Source organism: Streptomyces sp. CB02366 (assembly GCF_001905905.1).
Lineage (GTDB): Bacteria > Actinomycetota > Actinomycetes > Streptomycetales > Streptomycetaceae > Streptomyces.
This window is the reverse complement of record NZ_LIVT01000028.1, coordinates 1-22327: the sequence shown is the minus strand read 5'-3', so window position 1 is coordinate 22327 and position 22327 is coordinate 1. Positions and strand designations below refer to the sequence as shown.

Genomic DNA, 22327 nt, shown 5'->3' with positions numbered 1-22327 from the left:
GCCGTTCGAAACCGCCAGAGAACGGCAGGGTTGCTGCACCGTCGAGCACATCATGAGTGAACTCAGCGATGCCGGAGTGGACGACGGTGGGTCGGTGACCACAACGGCCCCCGACGCGAGCACGCAACCCACGCCAGACCTCCTGGTCTGCGACTTCGCCACTCCGTCCCGAACCTACTGGGGCCGACCTCATCGGTGTATCCGCGTTCGCCGGCTTCGCGTGGGTGCCTGGCAGACCGGTCGCGGCGACAGCACGGGGCACGGACGAGGACCACCCGTCATGGTGGGCCGGTTCACCCCCACGCCCAGGTGCAGTGACGGCGAGCGGTCCCGATCTGGCTCTCGGGTGTCTTGGGCCGGGGCTGGAGCCGTGTGCGTGTGCGCCGGGGGGTGGGTTCGGTGGCGATGAGGGTGCGGATGTGGTCGGTGAAGTCGGGGTCGGTGAGGGGGAGGTCGAAGTCGTCGACGTAGCCGACGGCGGCGGGTGCGTAGTCGAGGACGGCTCCGATAGCGGCCGGTACGGGGGCGGGTCCGGATCTGAGGGCGCCGAGGATGCGCAGGGCGGTGGGCAGGAGGCTCGCGTCCGTGGTGGAGACCGCGTTGAGCGCGGCGGCGACCGCGCAGGGGACGGCGTCGGGCTCGGGGCCCGGGGTGCCGCCGGGGCGGAGGGGGTCGTCGGTGGAGGGGGTGTTCTGGAGGAGTTCGGTCTGTTCGTGCCACCACCGGGCCGGGGCGTGCTCGCCGAGGGCGCGGTGGTGGAGGTAGAGGCAGTAGGAGGCGGCGGGGTCGCCGGCTCCGGCGGCGTACTGCCACCAGAAGCGGGCGTTCTCTTCGGATTCGGCGAGCTGGAGGATGCAGCCCAGGACGCGGGCGCCGGGTGGTTCGGGGAGTTGGGGGGTGAGGAAGGTGCGCAGGGTGCGCAGGGCGGTGGTGCGGGTGACGACGGTTTCGCAGAGGGTCTGGAGGTCTTGGGCGGCCTCGACGGCGGTTGGCTCCTTGATGGCGACGGGGATCGTGGCCGGGGGTGCCGGTGCCGGTGTGTGCAGGCGGGCGAGGACTCGGGCTTCGGCGGCGTCGATGTCGGCCTGGGTGTAGGGGGTGGAGGCAAGGCGGGCTCGGGAGAGAAGTTCGTCGATGTGCGGGGTCATCGCTGTCCTTCCATGGTGCGGTCGGGTCCGAGGATCTCCCTCAGGCGGCGCAGGGAGTGACGGACCGTGGAGCGGACGGTGGCGCTGCTCATGCCCAGTACGGCGGCGACTTCGGTGGCGTTCATGCCCTGGAGGTAGGTCATCACCATGACGTCTTGCTGGCGGTCGGTGAGTTGGCGCAGGGCTCGGAAGAGGGCGAGGGATTCGGTGATCTGGCCGATCGGGTCGACGGCGTCGCGCAGGGCGACGGTGTCGAAGGCCGCGTCGTCGATCAGCGGGGGTCGCCGGCGTCGGGCGCGGGCGTGGTCGATGACCTTGTTCCGCGTGATGGTCCAGGCGTAGGCCGCGGGGTTCTCTGTGAGCAGGACCTGGTCCCAGGTTCGCAGCAGGTGCTCGAAGGCGCTGTCGATGGCTTCTTCGGCGTCCTGGCGGTGGCGGAGGTAGGTCTCGGCGTAGCGGACGTAACTGGCCCGGTTCATCTGGTGGAACGCGGTGAAGGACAGGTCCGGTCGATCGGTGGTCACGGGAGGTACGCCGGAGGCGGCGTGGCTACGGTTCCTGGTCACCGGCCGCCCTCACGCTCATGGCGGTTGATCTCGCTGACGCCGGCCCGTACTCCTGCTGCGGCGAGGCGGCGGAGCAGGGCGATGGCGTCCGTGCCGAAGACGCGGGCTGCCAGGGAGAGGATCATCAGGTCACCTGCGAGTTGGGTTGTCACAGACGTGGGCCCCTGTCCTGTGAAGGTCCGGGCAGCGGCTGGAGTGTGCCCGGGAGTGCGCCGGAGTGCGCTTTCACCACAACGACGAACCGTAGAGCGCTGGTGTGCAGTGGCAATCCCAAGAACATTACCCAGAGCGAATCCCTAGTGACATACAGGTGTTCCCAACTGCTTATGCAGCGACAATAGCCACCCCGCGCCACCTGATCGCCAACCTCTCTACCAGTGGGGCTTCTTCCGCTTTCACCCCAGCCGTGAGTTTGCGCAAAGCGAGCAAACGGCGTGCGTGACCTACGTCACGAGGTGGGGGCCGGGGCGGGGCGGGGTGGCGGAAGCCCTATCCGTTGGGGGGGGTGGGCGATGAGGGGGTCGGTCGCGCCGGGGGCCGTGAGGGTTGTCGGCTTCACCGCCGGGGTGCCGTTCGGATTTCACCTCGCGTACGAGAAGAGTGACGCGAACCCCCCCACGGTGCCTGATGAGGCATCAGCCACAGCACATCAGTCAACCTCCGAGCCGCAGGGGCGGCCCGCCCGAGGGGGCCACCGCAAGCCGACTCGGCATCAGGCACGCTTTGTCGCCTTGCTCATCAGCATCGGTAGTCCGCAGAGCGGAGGCAAGGCCAGCCGACGCCCCCGAGGACCGGAGCGCTTGCGCGAGGACCGCAGGGCCAGCCCCAACGGGCCGTCAGCTGACGACTTTTTCGATGCATTAAGAGGACTGAGTCGCCGCGAGGCTCTGACCTGCGGAAACGATCAAAGGATCGGCATCTGCCGATGCCTATATCGGCATCCTAGGATGCCGATACATGACCATCAGCGTCATGTCGTAGTGGGTCATGGAAGGAACCCTGAGGTTCCCCGGAGGCCGCTGCCGACATGTCGCAGTGGGCAAGCGGGCGAACCGCACGATTCCTTCTCTTACCTCTGGCGACATGTCGTCAGGGGTAGCCGGGGGAATCGCCGGGTTCCTTCTGTTACCACGGGCGACATGTCGCCCGTGGTAATGTCCCTGTGTCGGGAGAAAACCCAGGTCAGGGGACGTAAGTGCTAAGACGGCACGGCCAGCTGGTCAACACCACGACCGGCGAAGTTCAGGAACTGTGGGAGGCCGAACAGGAAGGCAGCCCTCGGCGGAACTATAGCCTCGGCGGCCGGTACGGCCAGTTCTCTCTCGAACGCGTATCCGCCATGTTGCGCCACGATTCGGGCATCACGGGAGACGCCTTCCGCGTGTTCTGGTACTGCGCGATCGAGACCTACAACGAGGGCGGCGCCACCGCCGCGAAGGCCGCCAAGCACCTCGGACTCACCCCCCAGGCGACGAGGAGGATCGCCAAGCAGCTCGCCGAGAACAGGATCTTCCTGGTCGCTGACGTCGTTGGCCGAACGATCAAGTACAAGGCCAGCCCGCACATCGTGACGAGCCTCAGCGGCGTGGAGCAGTCCGAAGAGGCAGCCGCGTATCATCTTCCGACTCTGCCAGGTCGTCGTACCGGCGCGAAGCGAAGGGCGTGATTATGCCAGCAACCAGCGAGTACCCCGAACTCGTAGCTCTGCAGTCGCGCATAAGCCCTCTGTCCCACCTCAAGCAGAACATCGTGATGACCTACGCGATCCATGGCGGCCTGGAGCACAGCGTCGAGCGTACGGCGGCGGTGCTGGCCAACCTCATGGGCGTCCCCGCTCCGCACTTCAGCCGCGCTCGCCGCGAGCTGGAATCCGAAGGCTGGCTTGAGCACACGCACAGCGAGGGCCAGGTGAAGTTTTATCGGCTCGGAGAGAAGGCCACGGGCCGAGAGGTAGTAGTCGCGTTGCGGAGCAGGACGACTGCCTGAGCTGAACCGACAGCGGGGCCGAGGAAAGAGTCCCCTTCCTCGGCCCCGCCGCCTGCGTGACTACGAAACCGGACCCAGCCGGGAATCGACTCGGGTACTCGGAGAACGCCTTGGGCCCGGCTAGGAGCCCCAGCAGCGTCAGGAGCAGAGCGAAGGCGCGGGTGGTTGCTACAGCTCGATGAAGGCGACGACGACCACGGTCTTCAACGCGGTTACCCAGTACACGAGCCGGACGCGCTCGACGTCGTCTACGTACTGGCGCAACCGCGGTCCGGTGGTGTTGCCGGGGAGGGGCTCGCCCGCCTCGGGGTCGACAGAAATGACCACCAGGGCCCGGTCTAGGGCGTGAAGCTCGGCTTCGCTGGTGATGGCGTCGAGCTGCTTGGCGGCGGAGTCGGAGAACGCGATGCGGGCGCGGCGCGGGCCGTGCTGCCGAGGCATCAGGCGACGGCGGGGCGCTGGGCGGCGAGCCGGGCGAGATGGATCTCGCGCAGCTCCTCCCACGGGGTGCATTGCTCAGGGTCGGGCAAACCGTGGGCTGCGATGTCCTCCAGGACCGCGGCGAGCTGGTCGGCGCTCTCGCGGGTCCAAGCAGCGTAGGCGCGCAGACCATCTGCGGCGACGGGCTCCAGCTGCTGCCGGGCGATGTCGGCGGGAGCCGGCTTCTCGCTCATCGGGGCCTCCAAGACGCGAACGGGCATGGGCCATAACGGTATCGGGCGTGCGACGGTCGCGGGGGCCTCTCCCCTCATTCCGAATCCTGGCGTCCGCGCACCGGCCTCAGCCGTCGGTAGCAGGAGACCCGGGGCCCGGCAGCAAGGGCCGCCGGGCCCCAGGGGGCCGGGCCGTACTCCGGAGACCCGGACCTCGCCCGTACACCCATACGGCACAGGCTGCCCCGACCCTATCCACCCTCCAGCACCACCACCCCCCTTCAGGGTTCTGGTTCAGGAAGTCCCGGTCGGCGTCCACGCGGCACCGTCCGGGCGGGCGGCGTGGTCGAGGAGGGCGCACTGCCGGGCGAGGAGACCGTGCACGATCACGGTCCCGGCGTCGTTGGTGAGCAACTGCACGGTGCCAGTGACCGCGGAGGCCACCACCAGGAGCCGGACCTGCTGGTCCAGGGGCAGCCAGCACGCCTCCGTGACCACCCGGGGCACGACGGACAGGGCCTCCATCGCTTCAGGGTCCGCGCCCCCGGCGCCCTGGACCAGCCTGCCGCCCGGGTCCATGCGGTCGCAGTCCTGCGGGTCGAGGGCCCCCATCACGCTCTCCACCGCCTCGGGCAGATACCTGGCGAACCAGATGCTCAGCGGAGTGGGAGCCTGCGGGCCGGGCAGGGAGCGGACCCATGCCGCCGCGCGGCGCCCGGCCCCGGCCGCCGCGGCGAGCGCTTCGGCCTCCCCCTCCCACGGCTCGTACGGCGGATCAGCAGGGGCGGGCAGGGGCGAAATCGTCGTCATGTCCGGCTAACCCCGGCCGGGGCCCCGAGGGTGCGCGCCCGTGCCCGCGGCTCGTTGGGCAGGGCATGACCTCACTGCGCGATCAGACCGCCGCCCTTCTCGATGCCGCCGCCCGGGTGGAGGCATCGAGCAGAGCGGCCGGCTGGTCGGCCGGGGCTGCCGACGAGACGCTGGACGCGGTCGACCTCCTGCTGGGCGCCCTCGCGCGGATCGGCCCGCCCGTCCGGACCGCGCTGGCTCCCCTCCGAGGGTGCCTGGCCGCGCTCCAGGGCCAGATCCTCGCGCAGGAGAAGGCCCGGCAGGAGGAGGCCCGGCGGCCGGGGCGCCGCGTGCCCCGGGGTGCTGCGGTCCCCCGCCCCGGGGACGCCCCGGAGGACTGGATCGACAAGGAGGCGTGGCACGCGGAGCGGGTCTGGCTGATGCTGCGCCGGCCGGGCGCGGCACAGGAGTGGGCCCGCCTCGGCCGCGTCTTCGACGGGCTGTCGGCCCAGGAGCAGCGGGCGGTGACCCGCCACGTGGCCGAGACCGGGCAGTGCTGGGCCCTGGCCCTGGAGGGGCCCGCGAGCCCCAGGCCGGAACTGACCGCCATGGCCGTCAGGCCCTAGACCGACACGGGCCCGCTCACTTGAGGGTGACGCACGCCTTCGTCGCCAGGCCCCGGTACTCCACGCAAATCCGGCTGCCGGGCGGGTACTTCGGCCCGGTGTGCCCGTCCTTCCCCCAGGACGTTTCGACGTGGCTGCCCATGCGGGACGCCCGCTTCCAGCCCCCGCCGGCCTTCCAGGTGCCGCCGGGCGTCTTGACCGTCCACCGAGCGGTGCCGGAGAGCACGCCCTCGCGGGAGGCGTAGACCCAGCCCACACCCCGCGAGTCGGAGCCGCGTCGGTGCCAGTGGTGGACCACGACGCCGGGACGGCACCCGGAGCCGGAGCCCGCGCAGTCGCGGACGCGGGTGTCGACGTAGGCCCGTGCCGCCGCGGGCGCGGACGTCGCGGCGGGCGCGGCAGCCAGCGGGGCCAGGACGGCGGCCAAGACGGCAGTAGTGGTGATCGTTCGTCGCATGGCCGGATCAACCGCCGCCTGCCCCGGCCGTCACGGCTGGCAGGCCCGGTTCCCTCGTCTTTGCTGGGCGGGCGGGCACCGGGACCGGTGTCGAAGGTCAGGTGGCTGTACCAGGAGAAGGCTTCTGGCCGGCCTTGTCGACGACGGCGCGTTCGGTCACGGCGGTGCTGACGAGGATGCGTCCGGCTTTGCCACCGGCGCTGTCGTCGTTGATGAGGACGGTCCGCTCGCCGAGGTAGGTGAGTTTGTCCTTGTCGAAGATCCATTCGGTGCGCTGGTTGCCGTGGTCCTGGCTGACGGCCACGCCGTGCCGGCCGGACGCGTCCACGGCGTCGTCCACGACGTTCACCCCGGGGATCTTGGCTGCGGCCTTGTAGAGGGCCGCCCCGATCTGCGGGGGCATCAGGGACTCGCGCAGCGCGTCGCCGATGGTCTGGAACGCTTCCTGGTCGGAGTTGAGGTTCTTGTCCACGCCGGTGTTCTGGGCGTAGACGGCTGTCAGCAGGGCGTCGGGGTCGGTGGGCAGGGAGGCCAGGTACGTGTAGGTGGGCAGCTGGAGGGAGGGCTTGGTGTTCTTGCCGAGGTTGACGTCTCCCTCACCGGCCCGGAAGCCCGGGTTGAGGGGCCCGGTGAGGAGACCGTCGCGGCTGCCGTTGACGGAGAACCATGCCTGTCGGGGGTGGGTGGCCCCGGTGCCGTCGTCGTTGTACTGGGCCTTAGCGCCGTCGCCGTCGGCGCCGATCTTCTTGCTCGCGCCGTAGACCTGGCTGGCGATGTAGATGTACTGGTCGTCACGGACCTGCGGGGCAGAGGTGCTGGCGGCGACGGCGGCGATGCGGGTCAGCAGCTGGACGGCCTGGGGTGACGCGCCGCCGGGCCCGCGCTCGCTGACCGAGCCGCCCGGAGCACTGACCGCCGGAGGGACCGTGGTCGGGGCATTGGAACCGACGGCGGTCACCGCGATGACCGCAGCCATCGCCCCCGCGGCCAGCGACGCCCCAAGGACCAGTCGGTGCCGGGGACGGCCGGGGCGGCCGCGTCGACCAAGCGCCGGCGCAGTCCGCCTGGCTGGTGGGTGGTGTCCTGGTCGATCTGTCGCATGAGGAGTTCCTTGTGGTGGAGGTGGCGGCCCGGCGGCAGGTCCCGTTCGGCCGGGACCGGCAGCAGCCGGGCCGTCTCCTCGCGCTCGGCCTGTGCGGGCCGGTACGGGGTGGCGTTCATCGGGTTCCCTCCTGGACGGACAGGGCCGCGAACGCGGCCTCACTCTCTACCTCTCCGAGCCCCGGGCGCGGTTCCCGCTCTTCTTCGGCCAGTTGCCGGTCGGTCAGGTTCCGCAGCCTGACCCGGGCGCGCGACAGGCGTGAGCGCACAGTGCCCACCGGTACCCCCAGCGCGTCAGCGGTCTGCTGATAGTCCAACCCCGACCACACGCACAGCGCCAGCACTTCCCTCTCCTGACGGCGCAGGCGCCGCACCGCCCGGTGAACCGCGTCCAGGCGACGGGCGTCGTCGATCCGCCCGGCCGCCTCGTCCGCGAAGTCCTCCACCGGCTCCGGGGCGGGCACCCGGGCCAGGAAGGCGAAACGCCGACGGACACCGCGTCTGGCGTTGTGCGCCTTGTTCGTCGCGATCCCCAGCAGCCACGGCCGCAGCGATCCCCCCTCCTCTCCGATCTTCTCCCTCGTCCGCCAGGCGTCCAGGAACGTCGCCGACATGACGTCCTCGGCCACCGACCAGTCGCCGGTCAGCCGGAAGGCGTGGTTGTACACCGCCTTCGCATACTGCTCATAGAGCTCGCCGAACGCCTCGCGATCGCCCGCGCGTATCCGCTCCCGCATCCCATCTCCTCACTCACGCCCGCACCGGGCCGTATCACCTTCTCTCTCCGCACACCCAGCAAGGTTCCCAGAACGGGACCAAGAAGAATTCCGGGCATGAGCATGCCACTGTTCCTCGACCCCCTACCCGAGGGCTCCTGGAGCCGTCGGCGGGCGCGTACGGCGCTCCGGCCCGGGAGGCGCCTCCCCGGTACCGGGAGCTGGTCGAGCAGTGGGGCGCGGCAATCGGCGTCGAGGAAGCCCGCACGCGCTGGGGGCAGTTGGTGGCCGCCGCCGAGTCCGGCACCGTCATCCTGATCGCCATGGACACCGCGGCGAGTCTCGGCTACCCGACGCGGGCCGCCCTCGCCCCCCCTGGACACCGGGTGTGAGTAGTCGGCGTACAGGAAATCCCGGTGAAAACGATCATGGTCGGCTAGCACACGACGTACGGCTGACGCTGGGGTTCGAGGAAAGATCGTCATGCGGCCCGGGGCGGTGGCTACGGTCCGATCGCGCCGGTGGAATTTCTGACTGATGAGCAGGCCGAGGCGTACGGGACGTTCAGCGAGGCGCCTACGCGTCCGGAGTTGGAGCGCTTCTTCTTCCTCGACGATGACGACCGTGATCTGATCGCGCTGCGCCGTACGGACGCGCACCGGCTGGGCATGGCGGTGCAGATCTGCACCGTCCGCTACGTCGGCCGGTTCCTGGGCGAAGACCCGCTCGCGGTGCCGTGGGAGGTCGTGGACTACCTGGCCGGGCAGCTCGGCATCGCCGACGCCTCGTGCGTGAAGCGGTACCCGGAGCGCCGGTCAACGGTGTACGAGCACGCGGGCCAGATCCAGGAGCGCTTCAGGTACCGGGACTTCACCGACCGGCAGTGGGGCCGGGAGTTCCGCGGCTTCCTGTACGGGCGGGCATGGACGCACGCCGAGGGGCCGGTGGCGCTGTTCAACCACGCGGTGACGTGGCTGCGGAAGAACCGGGTGCTGCTGCCGGGTGTCTCGGTGCTGGCCCGTCAGGTGTCGGAGGCCCGTACGGCGGCGGAGCGCCGACTGTACGACGCGGTGGCCCGGGCGACGTACCGGGCCGACCGCGTGCTCGCGCCGGCCTTGGCCGAGCTGCTGGTGGTGCCGGAGGGGCGGCGGGTCTCGGAGCTGGAGCGCCTGCGCACGCCGCCGGTGAATTCGACGGGCACCGCGATGGTCCGGGCGATGGAGCGCGTGGAGGAGATCTCCGCGTTCGCCCTGGGCCGGGTGAACCTCTCAAGGGTGCCGGTGAACCGGCTGTCCGCGCTGGCCCGGTATGGACAGCTGAGCAAGGCGCAGACGATCGAGCAGGCACCGGAGCCTCGGCGGACCGCGCTGCTGACAGCGGTGGTGCGGCAGCTGGAGGCGCAGGCGGTCGACGACGCGCTGGACCTATTCGCGGTGCTGATGGCGAACCGTCTGATCAGGCCGGCCCGGCGGGCGTCGGAGCGTGAGAGCCTCGCGATGCTGCCGCAGCTGGAGAAGGCGGCCCGGATTCTGGCGAAGGCGTCGAAGATCCTCACCGAGGAGCTGGACCTGGTCGCCGAGCACGAGGCGGATCTGGACGTCGCCGCGTTGTGGGCGGCGGTCGAGGAGGCCGTGCCGCGTACGGCGGTGGCCAGCGCGGTGGCGACCGTCGAGGCCCTGGTGCCCGAGGACGACGGCTCGGCCGAGGCGGCGATGCGCGAGAAGCTGGCACTGCGCTACAACACCGTGCGCCCGTTCCTGTCCCTGCTGGGCGAGTCGGACGCGCTGGGCGCCGCCCCGGCTGGACGGCGCATCCTCAAGGCCGTGCGGCGCTTGCCCGCGCTCTCGCGGCGCCGGGTCAAGGACCGGCCGCTGCTGCCCCGAGAGGTCGACGCCGAGCTGGTGCCGGCGATGTGGAAGCGCGCGGTGTTCTCCAACACCAAGCTGCCGCAGGGCGCGGTCGACCGCGATGCGTACGTGGTGTGCGTCCTGGAGCAGCTGCACCGGGCTCTGAACCGGCGCGATGTGTTTGCCGCCCCGTCGAACCGGTGGGCGGACCCGCGCGCGAGGCTGCTGAACGGTCCGCGGTGGGAGGCGATGCGCGCGGACTTCCTCGCGGGCCTGTCCCTGACCGAGGACGCGGAGGAACACCTGGCCCGGCTCGTGAGGGGGCTGGACGCGGCATGGCGGCAGATGGCCGACCGTCTTCAGGAGGCCGGCACCGACGCGAAGGTGGAGATCGTCGTACCCGAGGGCGGCGGACGCGCCCGCCTGTCGGTGGACAAGCTCGGCGCGGTGGGCGAGCCGGAATCGCTGACCTGGCTCAAGGCCACCACGGAGGCGATGCTCCCGAGGATCGACCTGCCGGACCTGCTGTTCGAGGTCCACTCCTGGACCGGGTTCCTCGACGCCTTCGGCCACGTCTCCGAGCGGCGCACCCGCATGGAGGGCCTGCTCGTCTCACTCGTCGCGCTGCTGGCGGCGGAGAGCTGCAACATCGGCCTGACCCCGGTCATCGACCCGGAGAACAAGGCGCTGACCCGCTCACGTCTATCCCACGTCGACCAGAACTACCTGCGCGCCGACACCATCGCCGCAGCGAACGCCGCGCTCATCACCGCCCAGTCCCGTATCGAGCTGGCCCAGATGTGGGGCGGCGGCCTGCTCGCCTCCGTCGACGGCCTGCGCTTCGTCGTTCCGGTCAAGAGCATCAACACCGGCCCCTCACCGAAGTACTACGGCTATAAACGCGGTGTGACCTGGCTCATGCCGTCAACGACCAGGTCGCGGGGATCGGCGCGATGGTCGTGCGCGGCACTCCGCGCGACAGCCTCTACACCCTGGACACGCTGCTGAACCTCGACGGCGGGGTGAAGCCGGAGATGGTCGCGACCGACAACGCCTCGTACTCCGACATGGCCTTCGGCCTGTACAAGATGCTCGGCTTCCGCTTCGCCCCGCGCTTCCGCGACCTCGCCGATCAGAGGTTCTGGCGGGCCAACCTGCCCGGCGAGGAGGCGCCGACCGCCGGGTACGGGCCGCTGGAAGCCCTGGCCTGCAACAAGGTGAACCTCAAACGGATCGCCACGCACTGGCCGGACATGCTCCGGGTCGCCGGGTCGCTCATCACCAACCAGGTCCGCGCCTACGACCTGCTGCGCATGTTCGGCCGCGAGGGCCACCCCACTCCGCTCGGCGCCGCGTTCGCCGAGTACGGCCGGATCGACAAGAGCATGCACCTGCTCGCCCTGGTCGACCCCGTCGACGACACCTACCGGCGGCTGATGAACCGACAGCTCACCGTGCAGGAGTCCCGGCACCGGCTAGCCCGCGCGATCTGCCACGGCGGCCGGGGCCAGATCCGCCAGGCGTACCGCGAGGGCCAGGAGGACCAGTTGGCCAGTCTGGGTCTCGTGCTCAACGCCGTCGTGCTGTGGAACACCCGCTACCTGGATGCCGCCGTCGCCCAGTTCCGCGCCGAGGGCCACGACATCAAGGACGAGGACGTCGCCCGCCTCTCCCCGCTCAAGGACCGGCACATCAACTTCCTGGGCCGCTACCTATTCAACATCAAGGCCAGCGGCCCCGGCCAGGGCCTGCGCCCCTTCCACGACCCGGACGCCGTCGAGGACGACGAGGAAGAGGACTGACGCGGGCGCACACGGCTGGACCTGGAGGGTCAGCCCGCAGGTGTGCTGCGATCGTCGGGAACAATCAGGGTCCACGTTGAGCAGCCAGGCGGCAGGTTCCCCTCAGGCCAGCGGCTGAGCTTCGGCGCCAGGAGCGGCATGCGCTCCTCGGCAGCCAGATTCCGCTCGGTCCACCCCTCAGGCCACTGCCGGGTGCTTCCCCAGTTCTGGTTGAACTCAGAAAGTGCACGAGCAGCTTCGAAAGAGACCCCGCCTCCTAGGATCGCCCCGTCGAAGAAGGTCATGCCAGCGAACGTGGCACCGTCGAAGACTGCCTGTTTGTCCCCGAAATCGGTGCGCAAGAAGATGACGCGTGCCCCGAACCAGGCACCCAGAAAGTGCCCGCTTCCCTGCTCGAACCGTGCACCGTGAAAGTGACCGTGCTTGATGAACTCGGCGTGTGCAAAGTTGGCTGCGCCGATGAACCTGGTGCCTATGAACGTGGCTGTCTCGACGCGGCGACCGGTGAACTCGAAGTCCAGAAGTACCGCGCCGGTCAGGTCCAACTCGATGCCGGGCCAGAACTTCGGCTCCTCGGGAGCAGGATGCAATGGCCAGGTCGGATCCTCTCCCCGGTCGACGCCAACCCACAGGTGGCGAGTGAGGATGCGCTGAGCAGTCACCCGCACCACTCGCTCCTGCTCCCATGCTGCAGCGGCTGCCTGTTGTACGGCGACCGCCGCAGTCCGCTCCGGGACGCTCAGTCCGGCAAGTTCTGACTCCAGCAGGCCGGTCGGCGATGTAGGCGTGAAGGGCATACGTAGATAGGCGCAAAATACATCGACAATGGTCTGCCGGTGATTGGGATGGTCCTGGGCCAATCGTTCAAGCGCGTACAGACCCGCCAGGCGGACTGGAGGACTATCGTTGCCCAACTGCCCCGCCGCTGCCGTGTACAACTCAGTGATGCGGCGCTCAGTCGCATCGAACTCGGCAGCAGCGTCGGCCTCTTCCTGCCGAATATGGGTGTGCTCGCTCAGCCACTGCCGCCGCAGCGCCAGGAGAAGAGCGGCAGCCCCTCCGGTGCCCGCGCCGACGGTCAGCGCGGTCCTGATGGCATCAATTCGGGCTGTCGCTCTTTGTGCCCCCCGGAGAGGCTCGGTCTGGGCCAGCATGAACCACATGGTCGTTGCGGCCGCAGCCGCGACGAGGACGCCGACCAGCAGGGCCCACCACCATGAGATCGGCTGTACGCGACGTCTAACCGGATTCTCCACGCCACCCCCAAGTACACGTGCACCTGCCGCTACTCTGCCCAGCTCTGCCGTAGGCGGATCGCGTTTTGAGGAAGATCAGAGAATCGCCTCCCCACACCCGTACAGGAGGAGCCGATTCTCACAACCGGTCCTTTGCCCGAGCAAGATCAATCACGGGCCACCGCATCGCCGCCGAACCCGGATTCGTTCTCGGAACCCGTTCTCACCCAAAAGCGGTACGCACCCCCTTCTGAGACTTGCATTGTGCGAAAATCCGGGCCCATGACGGACCCTCAGCACCCCTCCCCGGCCGACCGGCCGGACGCCGACGACGTCGAGGCGCACGCCTATCCGAAGTGCGAAGCCCAGCCCGGATCACCGTGCCGCTCGCGCGGCGGCGCGGTCGCCTCCGCCTACCACACCCGCCGCTTCACCCGCGTGCCCCGGCTCAAGAAGGCACTGCGCGTGCCGACCCCGGCCGACCGCGGGCCGGGCCGACCGTGGCGGCCGGGCACCCCGCCGCCGGCACCGGTCGATCCGGCCCTGCCGAGCGCAGACATCCGCATCGCTACGCCCGCTGCTCCACCCTCGGCCAGGAACTCGACTCCCAGCTCGACGCCCTCGCCGGGCACGGCATCCCCCGGGACAAGTTCTTCGCCGAGAAGATCGCGCCGGCCGCCGCCAGATCGCCGACCAAGGACTCATCGAACACCGGCACTGGCGACGCCAGAACCGATTGGAGGCGTACAAGCAGTTCATGGTCGCCAGCGACGGGTTCACCGAAGCCATGGACAAGTGGCGAACGAATCACAGTGCCGCCAACGTCGGCCGGGCCCTGGAAGCGCTCATTGCAGCGGAGGCCGGAATCAGGCTCTCCGGGCCGCAAAGCCTGCACCCTCACGGCGATCGTGTCACGCAAGCGGCAAAGGCGGTCTACCGCCGAGTGCGCCGCCCCGGGATCATCGCCCTTCCGATTCCCGCGCAGCAGTGGGTGCAGTGTCCCGCGACGTCATCGACGCCCAGCACGCCTTCGTGTCATCATCCCATCTGCCGGCCGCCCGCACTCCGGTGCCCGTGCCAGCAGGCCGTGCCGGACCGGCACCGCTTGGCGGCCGTGGATCACTCGGGCTCGTAAGCGTGCGGGCTCGTCAAGGGCCGCTCGGCCGGCCTTTCCCGCCCCCCGTCATGACCGGACGCCACGACGATGAGCAGGCCCACCACCACGGCCCCAGCAGCTGCTCGGCCGGCGGCTCGCACCGCCCAGCCCGGCAACGACACGCCCTCGCGCCGCTTCCGTGGGCCCAGTCGCTCGGAACGGCGGGCGGGCCGCATCAGGCGCAGCAACAGCATTGCGGCGACGGGGAGTTGCAAGAGCCACAGCACGGTGCGCGGCCACTCGCCGTACCAGACGTTGGTGCCGTACAGCAGGGTGTGGCACACGCTCAGCGCGTACACGACGATCACGAAGCGGTGCAGTCGCCGCCAGGTGTTCGCGCCGATGCGGTGGCGGACGTAGAACAGCAGACCGAGCGGGACGGCCAGGTAAAGGGCCCCCTGGCCGATGGGGATGGCGATCTGACCGGTACCGGAGTCGTACCAGCCGGGCACGAACGTGTCCGCGAAGCCCGCCCACAGCCTTTCGGCCCACGCCAGCTGGACTTCGTAGCGTACGAGTTCGGCCGCGAACATCAGCGCGTGCGCGAACATTAGGGCCATCGTGGTCAGGCTCGTGGTGCGGTGCCAGCGTTCCAGTACCTGCCGGGAAGCCGGCAGTCGGGCGGGGCGCGGCCCCGACAACAGCAGACCGAGCATGACCGTTCCCCAGGCCCACAGCAAGCCCGACCAGCCGAACGCCTGACTGAGCAGGTACATCCAGTACGTGCCGGGGTCGTCCATGAACGGCATGACCGCGACGGTCGCCGAGTCTCCTGACTCCATGCGCGCGTACAGGAACGCGAAGACGGCCGCCGTGACCAGAATCGCGGCACCCGCGTCGGGCAGCGCGGCCCGCAGATCGGCGCTCAGAGCGACGCGGTCGGCCGGGCGCCGGTCACGAGCAGGCGGCGCGGTCGCGCCGTCGTCACCCTGCGTCATGTCTGGCAGCATCGCGGGCCTTCCGAAGCGCGGGACACCGACGAGCGGTGTACGCGTGTGATGGGAGAAACCAGTGTGACCGAGGCGGCTGCGAATGCTGAGGCCACATCCGGCCAGAGCGGCTTCTGGGGCCGACTGATCCGTCCCAGGGCTCTGACAACCGCCCGTGACCGGTCACATTCGGACAACTGGCGATGCGCCCCCTGCCGCAGGAGCACGAGCCGCCCTACGATGAGCGTGCAGTCGGTTCGTGCCTCCTGTCCGACCGGACATTCGGCGGCGCGACGCAAGAGGGAACCCGGTGGAAATCCGGGGCTGTCCCGCAGCGGTGAGTGGGAACGAAAGCCGTCAACAGCACTGGGCCCGAATCTGGATGGGGCCGGGGAAGCGACGGCCGGTAGGTGCCTGCCGGATCTCCGGTGGGCGAGCCCACAAGTCCGAAGACCTGCCACTGCACCCGCGCCTCACATGCGGGTTGTGCACGGTGACCTCGAGGACTGGGTCGGCGGTACGGACGGCTGTGCGGCATGTGCTGCGCCGCGCCTCCTTCCCGGTCCTCATTCGGGGCTCGGGACCAGGAGGAGGACATGCCCGTGACCAAGCGAACTCCCGTCATCCGTGCCGGATGCCGGTCGGCCTGCTCTTCGGCGGACCGGACAGGACGGTGCTGACACCCGTCCAGGAGTCCGGCGAGACGCGGCAGCAGCCGGGGCGCACCGTGTCCGGCGTCTGCCACGGCACCCTGGGCGAGCTGTACCAGGGTCCGCTGCGGGCAGGAGCCGAGCCGGATATCGCGGTGGTGTCCTTTCCCGTGGACCGTCACTCCTGGGTGCATTTCACCCCTGGGGCGGACGCGCCGAACCGGCTCCCCCTGGGGGAGAAGTCCGCCACGGCGACCCGGCTCTTCCTGGAGCACTTCGGGCTCACGCTGCCCCCAGGGCGCTGGAGCGCCCACTCCGACCTCCGGGTGGGCGTGGGGATGGCGAGTTCCACCGCCGACATCGTGGCGACACTGCGCTGTCTGTTCCGGCTCTTCGCCCTGCCCTACAACACGGACGTGGTGCTCGGCATCCTGGCGGCGATCGAACGGGCCGACAGTGTCTTTCTCAACGAGTTCGCGCTGTACCTCAGCGGCCGGCACCGCGTGATCCGGCGACTGGGCACGGACATCGGCTTCCACACCGCCTACATCACCGAGCCCGGAACGGTAGACACCGCCGCCGTCACCGGCCTTCTCCTTAAGCACTACCGGCGGCACGGGGAGGAGTACGAGCGCTGCCTGACGGATCTACTCAAGGGCTTCGCCTCCGGCGACCCGGCCGCCGTCGCACGGGCCGCCACCGCCAGCGCCACCCTGTCGCAGAACGTGCTGCCCAAGGCGACGTTCGACAGCATGCTCGCCCACCGCGAGCGGTTCGGCGCCGAGGGCGTCTTCGTAGCCCACACGGGCTGCCTGATCGGCTACCTCTTCCCCACCCGCCTCGACGCCGACCTCAAATCAGATCTGTCCGCCTACTTCCACTCGCTCGGCCACCAGTGTTCCTTCGCCCAAGGAGGCTACGGGTGATCCACCCCCACATCGCCGACGCCCTGAAAGTTCCCGATCTCGTCCGGCTCACCGACGGCCTCGTCCTGATCAGGTTCGAGTCCATGAAGATCTACTCCGCGCTCGCCGCCGTCCGCCACCTCCTGGAGCGGGGCGCGATCCGCCCGGGGCAGACCCTGATCGACAGCTCCAGCGGCATCTACGCCTACGCCCTCGCCCTGGCCTGCCACCGCTACGGCATGCACTGCCACATCGTCGCGTCCACCACCGTCGATACCACCACGCGCGTCCAGCTGGAAATCCTCGGCGCCACTGTGGAACAGGTCAGGCCCTCCAAGAACCTGAAGCTCGACCAGGAGTTGCGCGTGCGGCGGGTGAGGGAGATCCTCGCCGAGCACCCGGACTGGCACTGGATGCGCCAATACCACGACGACATCCACTACCTCGGCTACCACGAGGTCGCCGACCGGATCACGGCCGCGTTCCCTAAGGCCGCGCTGACCGTCGTCGGAGGTGTGGGATCCGGGGCCTCGACGGGCGGCCTGGTGGAACGCCTGCGCGCCACCGATCCGTCGGTGCGGCTGGTCGGCGTGCAGCCCTTCGGGAGCGTCACCTTCGGCAGCCAGGACCACGACGACCCCGAGGCGATCATCGCCGGCATCGGGTCCTCGATCGTCTTCGACAACGTCCGCCATCACCTCTACGACGCCCTTCACTGGCTGGACTTCACCCACGCCATGGCCGGCACGATCGCCCTGCTGCGCGAGCACGCGGTCTTCGCCGGGCTGTCCACGGGCGCGGGGTACCTGGCCGCGACGCACGAGGCGCGGCGCCGTCCCGACCGGCTGCATCTGGTGATCGGCGCCGACACTGGGCACCGCTACGTCGAGCGCGTCTTCGCCCGGCACGCGGAGGCCCTGGACCCCGCAGCCTTGAAACCTGCCGAAGTATCCGGCCCCGAGGAGATGACCATGCCGTGGTCCATGATGTCCTGGCGACGCGCTGCCTGCCCGGCGGACTGGAAGGAGCGAGCGGCATGAGCGTCGTCTGTCTGGAGTCCCTCACCTTCGGACTCGGGCACCTGGTACGCGCCGCCGACACGCTCGGCGAACGGCTGGTCCTGCTCACCCGCGATCCCGCGTACTACGCCCATGAGCTGGAGCGGCTTCAACCGGATGCGCTCGACATCGTGGAGATCGACACCTTCGACGTGGAGCAGGTGGCGGACCTGCTGCACCGGTCCCCCGGACTGCGCGGGCTGGTCAGCTCCACGGATACCTGGACGCTGGCCGGCGCCGAACTCTCCGAACGTCTCGGCCTGCCCGGCCTTGATCCGGCCGTTCTGCGGTTGACCCGGGACAAGGCGGTGGTACGCAACCGGCTGCATGACGCCGGGCTGACGCGCGGACGCGCCATGGACGTCACGGAACACGGCGCGAAGGAAGTGCTGATCAAGGAGGTCGGTCTGCCCGCCATCGTGAAGGACACAGCGGGCACCGGAAGCCAGAACGTCTGGCTGGTCCGCGACGAGCCGGAACTGGTGGCGGCCCTGAACCAGGCGACAGGGCGGGAGTTGAGGGGGCGACTGTTCGCGGAGCCGTACTTCACCGGACCGGTATACAGCGCCGAGACGCTCACCTGGGCGGGCCGGACCCGACTGCTCGGCGTCTCCAGCCGGCTCATGTCACCGGAGCCATACTTCCGGGAGGAGATCACCGCATTCCCCGTGGCCTTCGCAGAGGCGCGGAGAGCCTTCCTGGAGCGATGGCTCGACGAGGTCCTCGCGGCGATCGGCTACACCGACCGCTTCGCGCATGTGGAGTTCGTCCTGACCACCGGCGGCCCGGAGATCGTGGAGATCAACCCCCGGATCGGTGGTGCCCTGGTCGGCGAGGGCATGTGCCGGGCGCTGGGTGTCAACGTGTACGAGGCGATGATCGAAACGGCGCTGGGCCGCCGTCCCCGCCTGATGGACGCGGACCTGCCCGGCGGTCCGGCGGTCGCCTTCGTCCTGGGCTACCCGGCCGCGCCCGGTGTGTTCACCGGCGTCGCCGGGCTGGACCGTCTGGCAGACATGCCGGGGTCGCCGACCTGGTACCCGGTCAGGTCTGTCGGCGACGCGATCGAGCACCTGGCCGACAGCCGCGGTTACGCGGGCATCGTCTACGCGGAGGCCGAGACCGCCGAACTGGCCACGCACCACGCGGTGGCCGCCGCCAACGCCGTACGGGTGCTCACCGAGCCGCTTCCGCCAGCCGGAGCACCCGAACGCGAGGCGCCCGGTGGGTGAACGCGCACCAGTCGGGGAAAGCTTGCGGGCCGCGCTGTTCCCGCTCAGCGGACCACTGCGTTTTCTGCTGCTCAGTTCGTTCCTCATCCCGCTCGGCAGCTTCATGGTCCTGCCGTTCATGTCGGTGTTCCTGCACGAACGGCTCGGGATGGGGCTCGGCACGGTCGGTGTCGTGCTGGCGGTGGCGTCCCTCGTGCAGTTCTCCGGAGGGCTCGTGGGCGGGGCCCTGGCGGACCGGATCGGGCTGCGCCGCACGATGCTGTGGGCACTGATCATCCGCACCGCCGGATTCGTCGGCCTCCTGCTGGCCCTGCGCTGGCCGCCGCTGGCCGTCGGGGCGCTGGTGGTGACGTGCTGCGGCGCCGCACTGTACCTGCCCGCCAACAAGGCGTACCTCGTGCACGGTGTGGACGACGAGCGCCGTCCGGCATTCCTGTCGGCGGGCAACGCCGCCCTCAACGCGGGTATGGCGGTGGGTCCGCTGGTCGCCGGGCCGTTCGTGCTGTCCTCGCCCGGCTGGCTGTTCGTGTCCGTCACCGCTCTGTTCATCCTGGTCACCGCGGGCCACGCGCGACTTCCGGCTCCGGCCGCGCAGGAGCAGCCGGCCGAGCGGGGCCTACTCACCGGAGTGGCGGTCCTACCCTTCGCCGCCAACGCCCTGGCGTTCTACCTGTACTTCCACTTCCAGCATTTCCTTGCGGTTTACACCGTCGAGCGAGCGTCCAGCACGTTCTACAGCCTGGTCCTGCTCCTCTGCTTCGCCCTGGTCATCGTCGTCCAGCCCCTGGCATCGGGCCTGATCCGGCGCATGCCCTACGCGACGGCCCTGGCGGTCGGCTTCACGGGCCTGGCGGCCGGCCTGGCCGTCCTCGCGATCGGCACTCGGCCGGCGCTGCTCGCGGGCGGAGCACTGATCACCCTGGGCGACATCGTCCTGTTCCTGAAGAACGACCTGGAAGCCCTGCACCGCAGCACCCGCTCGGACGCCGTGGTCTTCGGCCAACAGAGGCTGGCCGCCGGACTCGGCGCCTGCGCGAGCGGCGTGCTCGGCGGACAGGTATACGGCCTCACCGAACACGGTGACAGCACCGGCTGGTTCTGGCTGCTGGCCGCCGCCCAGTGCCTCCTGCTGCCTCCCCTCCTGCTGGCGTTGCGCGATCGCACGCCGGCACGCCTCCATCCACACGATGACGACGAAGGAATACTGAGACCACATGACACGGACGGGCGGGTTCCAGGACGATGACTTCTGGACCGAGTTCCACGACTTTCTCTTCTCCGAGCAGCGCCATAGGCAGGCTGAGGAACTGCTGGCGACCTCTCCCCTGCTGTCCTTTCCCACCGGGGCCAGGGTGCTGGACCTGTGCTGCGGCACCGGGGTGTTCACAGTCCCGCTCGCACGCCGCGGCCACGACGTCACTGGGGTGGACCTGAGCCCGGCCATGCTGGACCGGGCGCGCAAACGAACGGTCGACGCGGGGGTCCAGGTGAGGTACGTGCGGGCCGACGCACGCGACTACGAGCCACCGGGCGCCTTCGACGTCGTCCTCAACATGTTCACCTCCTTCGGGTACTTCGAAGACCCCGCCGACAACGCGCGCATGCTGCGCACCATGTACACCTCTCTGGCGCCCGGAGGCACCCTCGTTCTGGACCTCGCAGGAAAGGAACTACTGGCCCGCAAGGTCACTCCGCCGAAGGTGGTCCAACGGGGCGAGGACCTGATGGTGCAGACCGACACCGTGCTCGACGACTGGGCGCGGCTGCGCAGCGACTGGGTACTGATCCGGGGCGACCGGGTGACACGGGCCACCCTGGTGTGGTTCGTGTACAGCGCGGTGGAACTGCGGCACATGGTGCAGGAGACGGGGTTCAGCCGAGTGGAGGTGTTCGGCGGATTCGACGCTCGCCCATACGACCAGGACGCCGAACGACTGGTGCTGCGGGCGGTCCGGGAGAAGTGAGCGAGGCTCGGGGGCGGGCGAACCGGAAGAACCGGAAGACTCGGGCTTCCCGGGCCGCTTTCGTCGCCTGCTTCGGGACCTCGGTGCCGTGCCGGCGGGCGGTGACCATGACGCCCGTGATGCGCGGCGGTCGATGGTGCTGGGCGCGGCCCTCTTCATCTCGTCCAGCCAGACCACGAAGGCGGCCAGGATACCCTTGGTAACCGCAGTCAGCGGTAGCGCGAAGTAGGGGATGAGCAGCCCGCCCGGAACGACAATGGTGATCGTCTCGAATACCTCGACGTCGGCGGCTGCCGTCTCCAGAAGGTTATGAAGGCAGTACGAGGCCCACTAGTGACCTGAGTTGAAGATTCGTCGTTACTGAGGTTTTCAAGGTGGGGTCGGTGGGTTGATGGCCAGTCTTGTGGCGGTGAGACAGCTGTCGATGAGACGGGGCCGGAGTTGGATCCTGCGTAACTCTCTGCGGAGCTTGCGGTCGAGGTCGTCGGGTGTGGTGAAAGCGGTGTTGGCCATTGCTCTGCGCACGAGTGACCAGACAGCCTCGACAGGATTCAGGTCGGGTGCGTACGGCGGAAGCCGGACGGTGGTGAGCCAGTCGTGTTCGGCCTCGTACCGCTTCAGCCCCGCGGCCAGGTGGGTGTTGAGATTGTCCCAGACGACCACGATCGGTCCGTCGAGCTGGATGTGTGCCCGCACCAGGAGGTCGCGATAGTCCTGCCAGGAGAAACTTTTACGGGCGCCTTTGAGCAGGAGGTGCGTGCGGGGCCGGTGGATGAGACGGCTTTTCTCGCCGGCCTTGTAGCAGCACAGCGCGGCAACCGAGGTCCGGCGGCGGGACCTGCCACGCACGCGGATGACGGGGGTATGCCCGCGCCGGCCCCAGGTGCGGGCACGGGGCGGCGTCATCGAGAAGCCGGCCTCGTCCTCGAAGACGATCCAGGCCCCAGAGGCCGCCGCGAGCCTTTTACCCGGGGCCACACCTCCTTCTTCCACAGCTCCACCGCGTGCTCGTCACGCTCCAGTGCTCTGCGGGCGGGAGCCTGCCAGGACCAGCCGTGCCGTTTCAGCAGCCGCCACACCGTCGCCACCGACAGGCTCACTCGCAGCCGACGACGGATCACCACCTGGACCCGGACCAGGGTCCAGCGCTCGTCTTCGAAGCCGTGCGCCGCCGGGCCTTTGCCGAGTTCCTCCCCCAGCACGGCGAACTGGGCGTCGGTGATGGTCGGTGAGTTCGCCGGACCCGCGGAACGAAGGCCCTCCATGCCGCCCTCGCGCCAGGCACGACGCCAGCGTTCCACCGACCGCACGCTCACTCGCAAGTCCTTCGCGATCACCGAGGTTCTCTCACCCGCCACGAACCGCTGCCCGGCCTGTAGCCGGATCCCCTCACGAAACGCCCGACGCTCAGCGGTCAGGCCCCCACCCTCCGAATACCTCACCCCACCGGCATACCGCAGGGATCATGAACCGTCACCACCCGACGACAACACGAAAACCTCAGTAG

20 protein-coding genes, 2 pseudogenes and 1 riboswitch are annotated in these 22327 nt (G+C 69.5%); of the genes and pseudogenes, 10 read left to right on the top strand and 12 right to left on the bottom strand.

From position 1 onward, the window contains the following. Positions 1–293 precede the first annotated feature (293 nt). From AMK24_RS31720 to AMK24_RS34415, 3 genes are read right to left on the bottom strand one after another with little or no spacing between them, the layout of a single operon-like run. Positions 294–1148, bottom strand: a complete 855-nt coding sequence (locus AMK24_RS31720; RefSeq protein WP_073772345.1) for a hypothetical protein — start codon at positions 1146–1148, stop codon at positions 294–296. After that, positions 1145–1672: a sigma-70 family RNA polymerase sigma factor gene (locus tag AMK24_RS31715; RefSeq protein ID WP_242435343.1), complete on the bottom strand. Its 528-nt coding sequence runs from the start codon at positions 1670–1672 to the stop codon at positions 1145–1147. The genes AMK24_RS31720 and AMK24_RS31715 overlap by 4 nt, the downstream gene beginning before the upstream one ends. Before the next feature lie 38 nt (positions 1673–1710). Then, positions 1711–1866 carry a hypothetical protein gene (locus AMK24_RS34415; RefSeq protein WP_199876553.1) on the bottom strand — a complete coding sequence of 52 codons (156 nt, stop codon included), beginning with the start codon at positions 1864–1866 and terminating at the stop codon, positions 1711–1713. Between the two features lie 1043 nt (positions 1867–2909). On the opposite strand from AMK24_RS34415, the gene AMK24_RS31710 reads away from it, so the two are divergent. Both AMK24_RS31710 and AMK24_RS31705 read left to right on the top strand, forming a co-directional pair. Continuing rightward, positions 2910–3380, top strand: a complete 471-nt coding sequence (locus tag AMK24_RS31710; RefSeq protein WP_073772343.1) for a MarR family transcriptional regulator — start codon at positions 2910–2912, stop codon at positions 3378–3380. Positions 3381–3382: 2 nt separating this feature from the next. After that, positions 3383–3700: a hypothetical protein gene (locus tag AMK24_RS31705; RefSeq protein WP_073772342.1), complete on the top strand. Its 318-nt coding sequence runs from the start codon at positions 3383–3385 to the stop codon at positions 3698–3700. 168 nt (positions 3701–3868) lie between these two features. On the opposite strand, the gene AMK24_RS31700 is transcribed toward AMK24_RS31705, so the two are convergent. From AMK24_RS31700 to AMK24_RS33560, 3 genes are all read right to left on the bottom strand, one after another. Continuing rightward, positions 3869–4141 carry a hypothetical protein gene (locus tag AMK24_RS31700; protein WP_073772341.1) on the bottom strand — a complete coding sequence of 91 codons (273 nt, stop codon included), beginning with the start codon at positions 4139–4141 and terminating at the stop codon, positions 3869–3871. Continuing rightward, positions 4141–4374, bottom strand: a complete 234-nt coding sequence (locus tag AMK24_RS31695) for a hypothetical protein (RefSeq protein ID WP_073772347.1) — start codon at positions 4372–4374, stop codon at positions 4141–4143. The genes AMK24_RS31700 and AMK24_RS31695 overlap by 1 nt, the downstream gene beginning before the upstream one ends. Before the next feature lie 273 nt (positions 4375–4647). Next, positions 4648–5163, bottom strand: a complete 516-nt coding sequence (locus tag AMK24_RS33560) for a hypothetical protein (RefSeq protein ID WP_073772340.1) — start codon at positions 5161–5163, stop codon at positions 4648–4650. Positions 5164–5228: 65 nt separating this feature from the next. Here AMK24_RS33560 and AMK24_RS31685 point away from each other — a divergent pair, with 65 nt between their 5' ends. After that, the gene (locus AMK24_RS31685) at positions 5229–5768 is read left to right on the top strand and encodes a hypothetical protein (RefSeq protein WP_073772339.1); all 540 of its coding nucleotides are present in this window, start codon (positions 5229–5231) and stop codon (positions 5766–5768) included. A 16-nt stretch (positions 5769–5784) separates the two neighbouring features. Here AMK24_RS31685 and AMK24_RS31680 read toward each other — a convergent pair whose 3' ends face one another. The 3 genes from AMK24_RS31680 to AMK24_RS31670 all read right to left on the bottom strand — a co-directional run bounded on the left by AMK24_RS31680 (position 5785) and on the right by AMK24_RS31670 (position 8063). Beyond that, positions 5785–6225 (bottom strand): hypothetical protein, encoded by a 441-nt coding sequence (locus AMK24_RS31680; RefSeq protein ID WP_073772338.1) that lies wholly within the window; start codon positions 6223–6225, stop codon positions 5785–5787. A gap of 97 nt (positions 6226–6322) precedes the next feature. Beyond that, positions 6323–7489: a CU044_5270 family protein gene (locus AMK24_RS31675; protein ID WP_242435342.1), complete on the bottom strand. Its 1167-nt coding sequence runs from the start codon at positions 7487–7489 to the stop codon at positions 6323–6325. Continuing rightward, positions 7443–8063: an RNA polymerase sigma factor gene (locus tag AMK24_RS31670; protein WP_073772337.1), complete on the bottom strand. Its 621-nt coding sequence runs from the start codon at positions 8061–8063 to the stop codon at positions 7443–7445. The genes AMK24_RS31675 and AMK24_RS31670 overlap by 47 nt, the downstream gene beginning before the upstream one ends. 491 nt (positions 8064–8554) lie before the next feature. On the opposite strand from AMK24_RS31670, the pseudogene AMK24_RS31665 reads away from it, so the two are divergent. Next, positions 8555–11691: pseudogene (locus AMK24_RS31665) on the top strand (Tn3 family transposase). A gap of 29 nt (positions 11692–11720) precedes the next feature. Here the strand turns inward: AMK24_RS31665 and AMK24_RS31660 are convergent. Further along, the gene (locus AMK24_RS31660) at positions 11721–12845 is read right to left on the bottom strand and encodes a pentapeptide repeat-containing protein (protein ID WP_143203764.1); all 1125 of its coding nucleotides are present in this window, start codon (positions 12843–12845) and stop codon (positions 11721–11723) included. Positions 12846–13208: 363 nt separating this feature from the next. Here AMK24_RS31660 and AMK24_RS35515 point away from each other — a divergent pair. After that, a pseudogene (locus AMK24_RS35515) lies at positions 13209–13343 on the top strand (recombinase family protein); the annotation flags it as partial. 702 nt (positions 13344–14045) lie between these two features. Here AMK24_RS35515 and AMK24_RS31650 read toward each other — a convergent pair. Further along, entirely contained in the window at positions 14046–15032 is a 987-nt protein-coding gene (locus tag AMK24_RS31650) for a ferric reductase-like transmembrane domain-containing protein (RefSeq protein ID WP_073772335.1), read from the bottom strand. Between the two features lie 215 nt (positions 15033–15247). Further along, positions 15248–15486: riboswitch (cobalamin riboswitch) on the top strand. A 159-nt stretch (positions 15487–15645) separates the two neighbouring features. Here AMK24_RS31650 and AMK24_RS31645 point away from each other — a divergent pair. From AMK24_RS31645 to AMK24_RS31625, 5 genes are read left to right on the top strand one after another with little or no spacing between them, the layout of a single operon-like run. Beyond that, positions 15646–16587 (top strand): GHMP family kinase ATP-binding protein, encoded by a 942-nt coding sequence (locus AMK24_RS31645; protein WP_079190733.1) that lies wholly within the window; start codon positions 15646–15648, stop codon positions 16585–16587. Next, a complete protein-coding gene (locus AMK24_RS31640; RefSeq protein WP_073772334.1) occupies positions 16584–17606 on the top strand; it encodes a cysteine synthase family protein in 1023 nt (340 codons plus the stop codon). Before AMK24_RS31645 ends, AMK24_RS31640 begins: the two co-directional genes overlap by 4 nt. Then, positions 17603–18856 carry an ATP-grasp domain-containing protein gene (locus tag AMK24_RS31635; RefSeq protein ID WP_073772333.1) on the top strand — a complete coding sequence of 418 codons (1254 nt, stop codon included), beginning with the start codon at positions 17603–17605 and terminating at the stop codon, positions 18854–18856. Before AMK24_RS31640 ends, AMK24_RS31635 begins: the two co-directional genes overlap by 4 nt. After that, entirely contained in the window at positions 18849–20102 is a 1254-nt protein-coding gene (locus AMK24_RS31630) for an MFS transporter (RefSeq protein WP_073772332.1), read from the top strand. The genes AMK24_RS31635 and AMK24_RS31630 overlap by 8 nt, the downstream gene beginning before the upstream one ends. Then, entirely contained in the window at positions 20071–20820 is a 750-nt protein-coding gene (locus AMK24_RS31625) for a class I SAM-dependent methyltransferase (protein ID WP_073772331.1), read from the top strand. Before AMK24_RS31630 ends, AMK24_RS31625 begins: the two co-directional genes overlap by 32 nt. 369 nt (positions 20821–21189) lie before the next feature. Here the strand turns inward: AMK24_RS31625 and AMK24_RS35510 are convergent. Next, positions 21190–22262, bottom strand: a protein-coding gene (locus tag AMK24_RS35510; RefSeq protein WP_443333917.1) for an IS630 family transposase whose coding sequence is annotated in 2 segments (ribosomal slippage) — positions 21190–21752 and positions 21752–22262 — 1074 coding nt in all. Because the reading frame shifts where the segments join, the coding sequence is not laid out codon by codon here. Between the last annotated feature and the right edge of the window lie 65 nt (positions 22263–22327).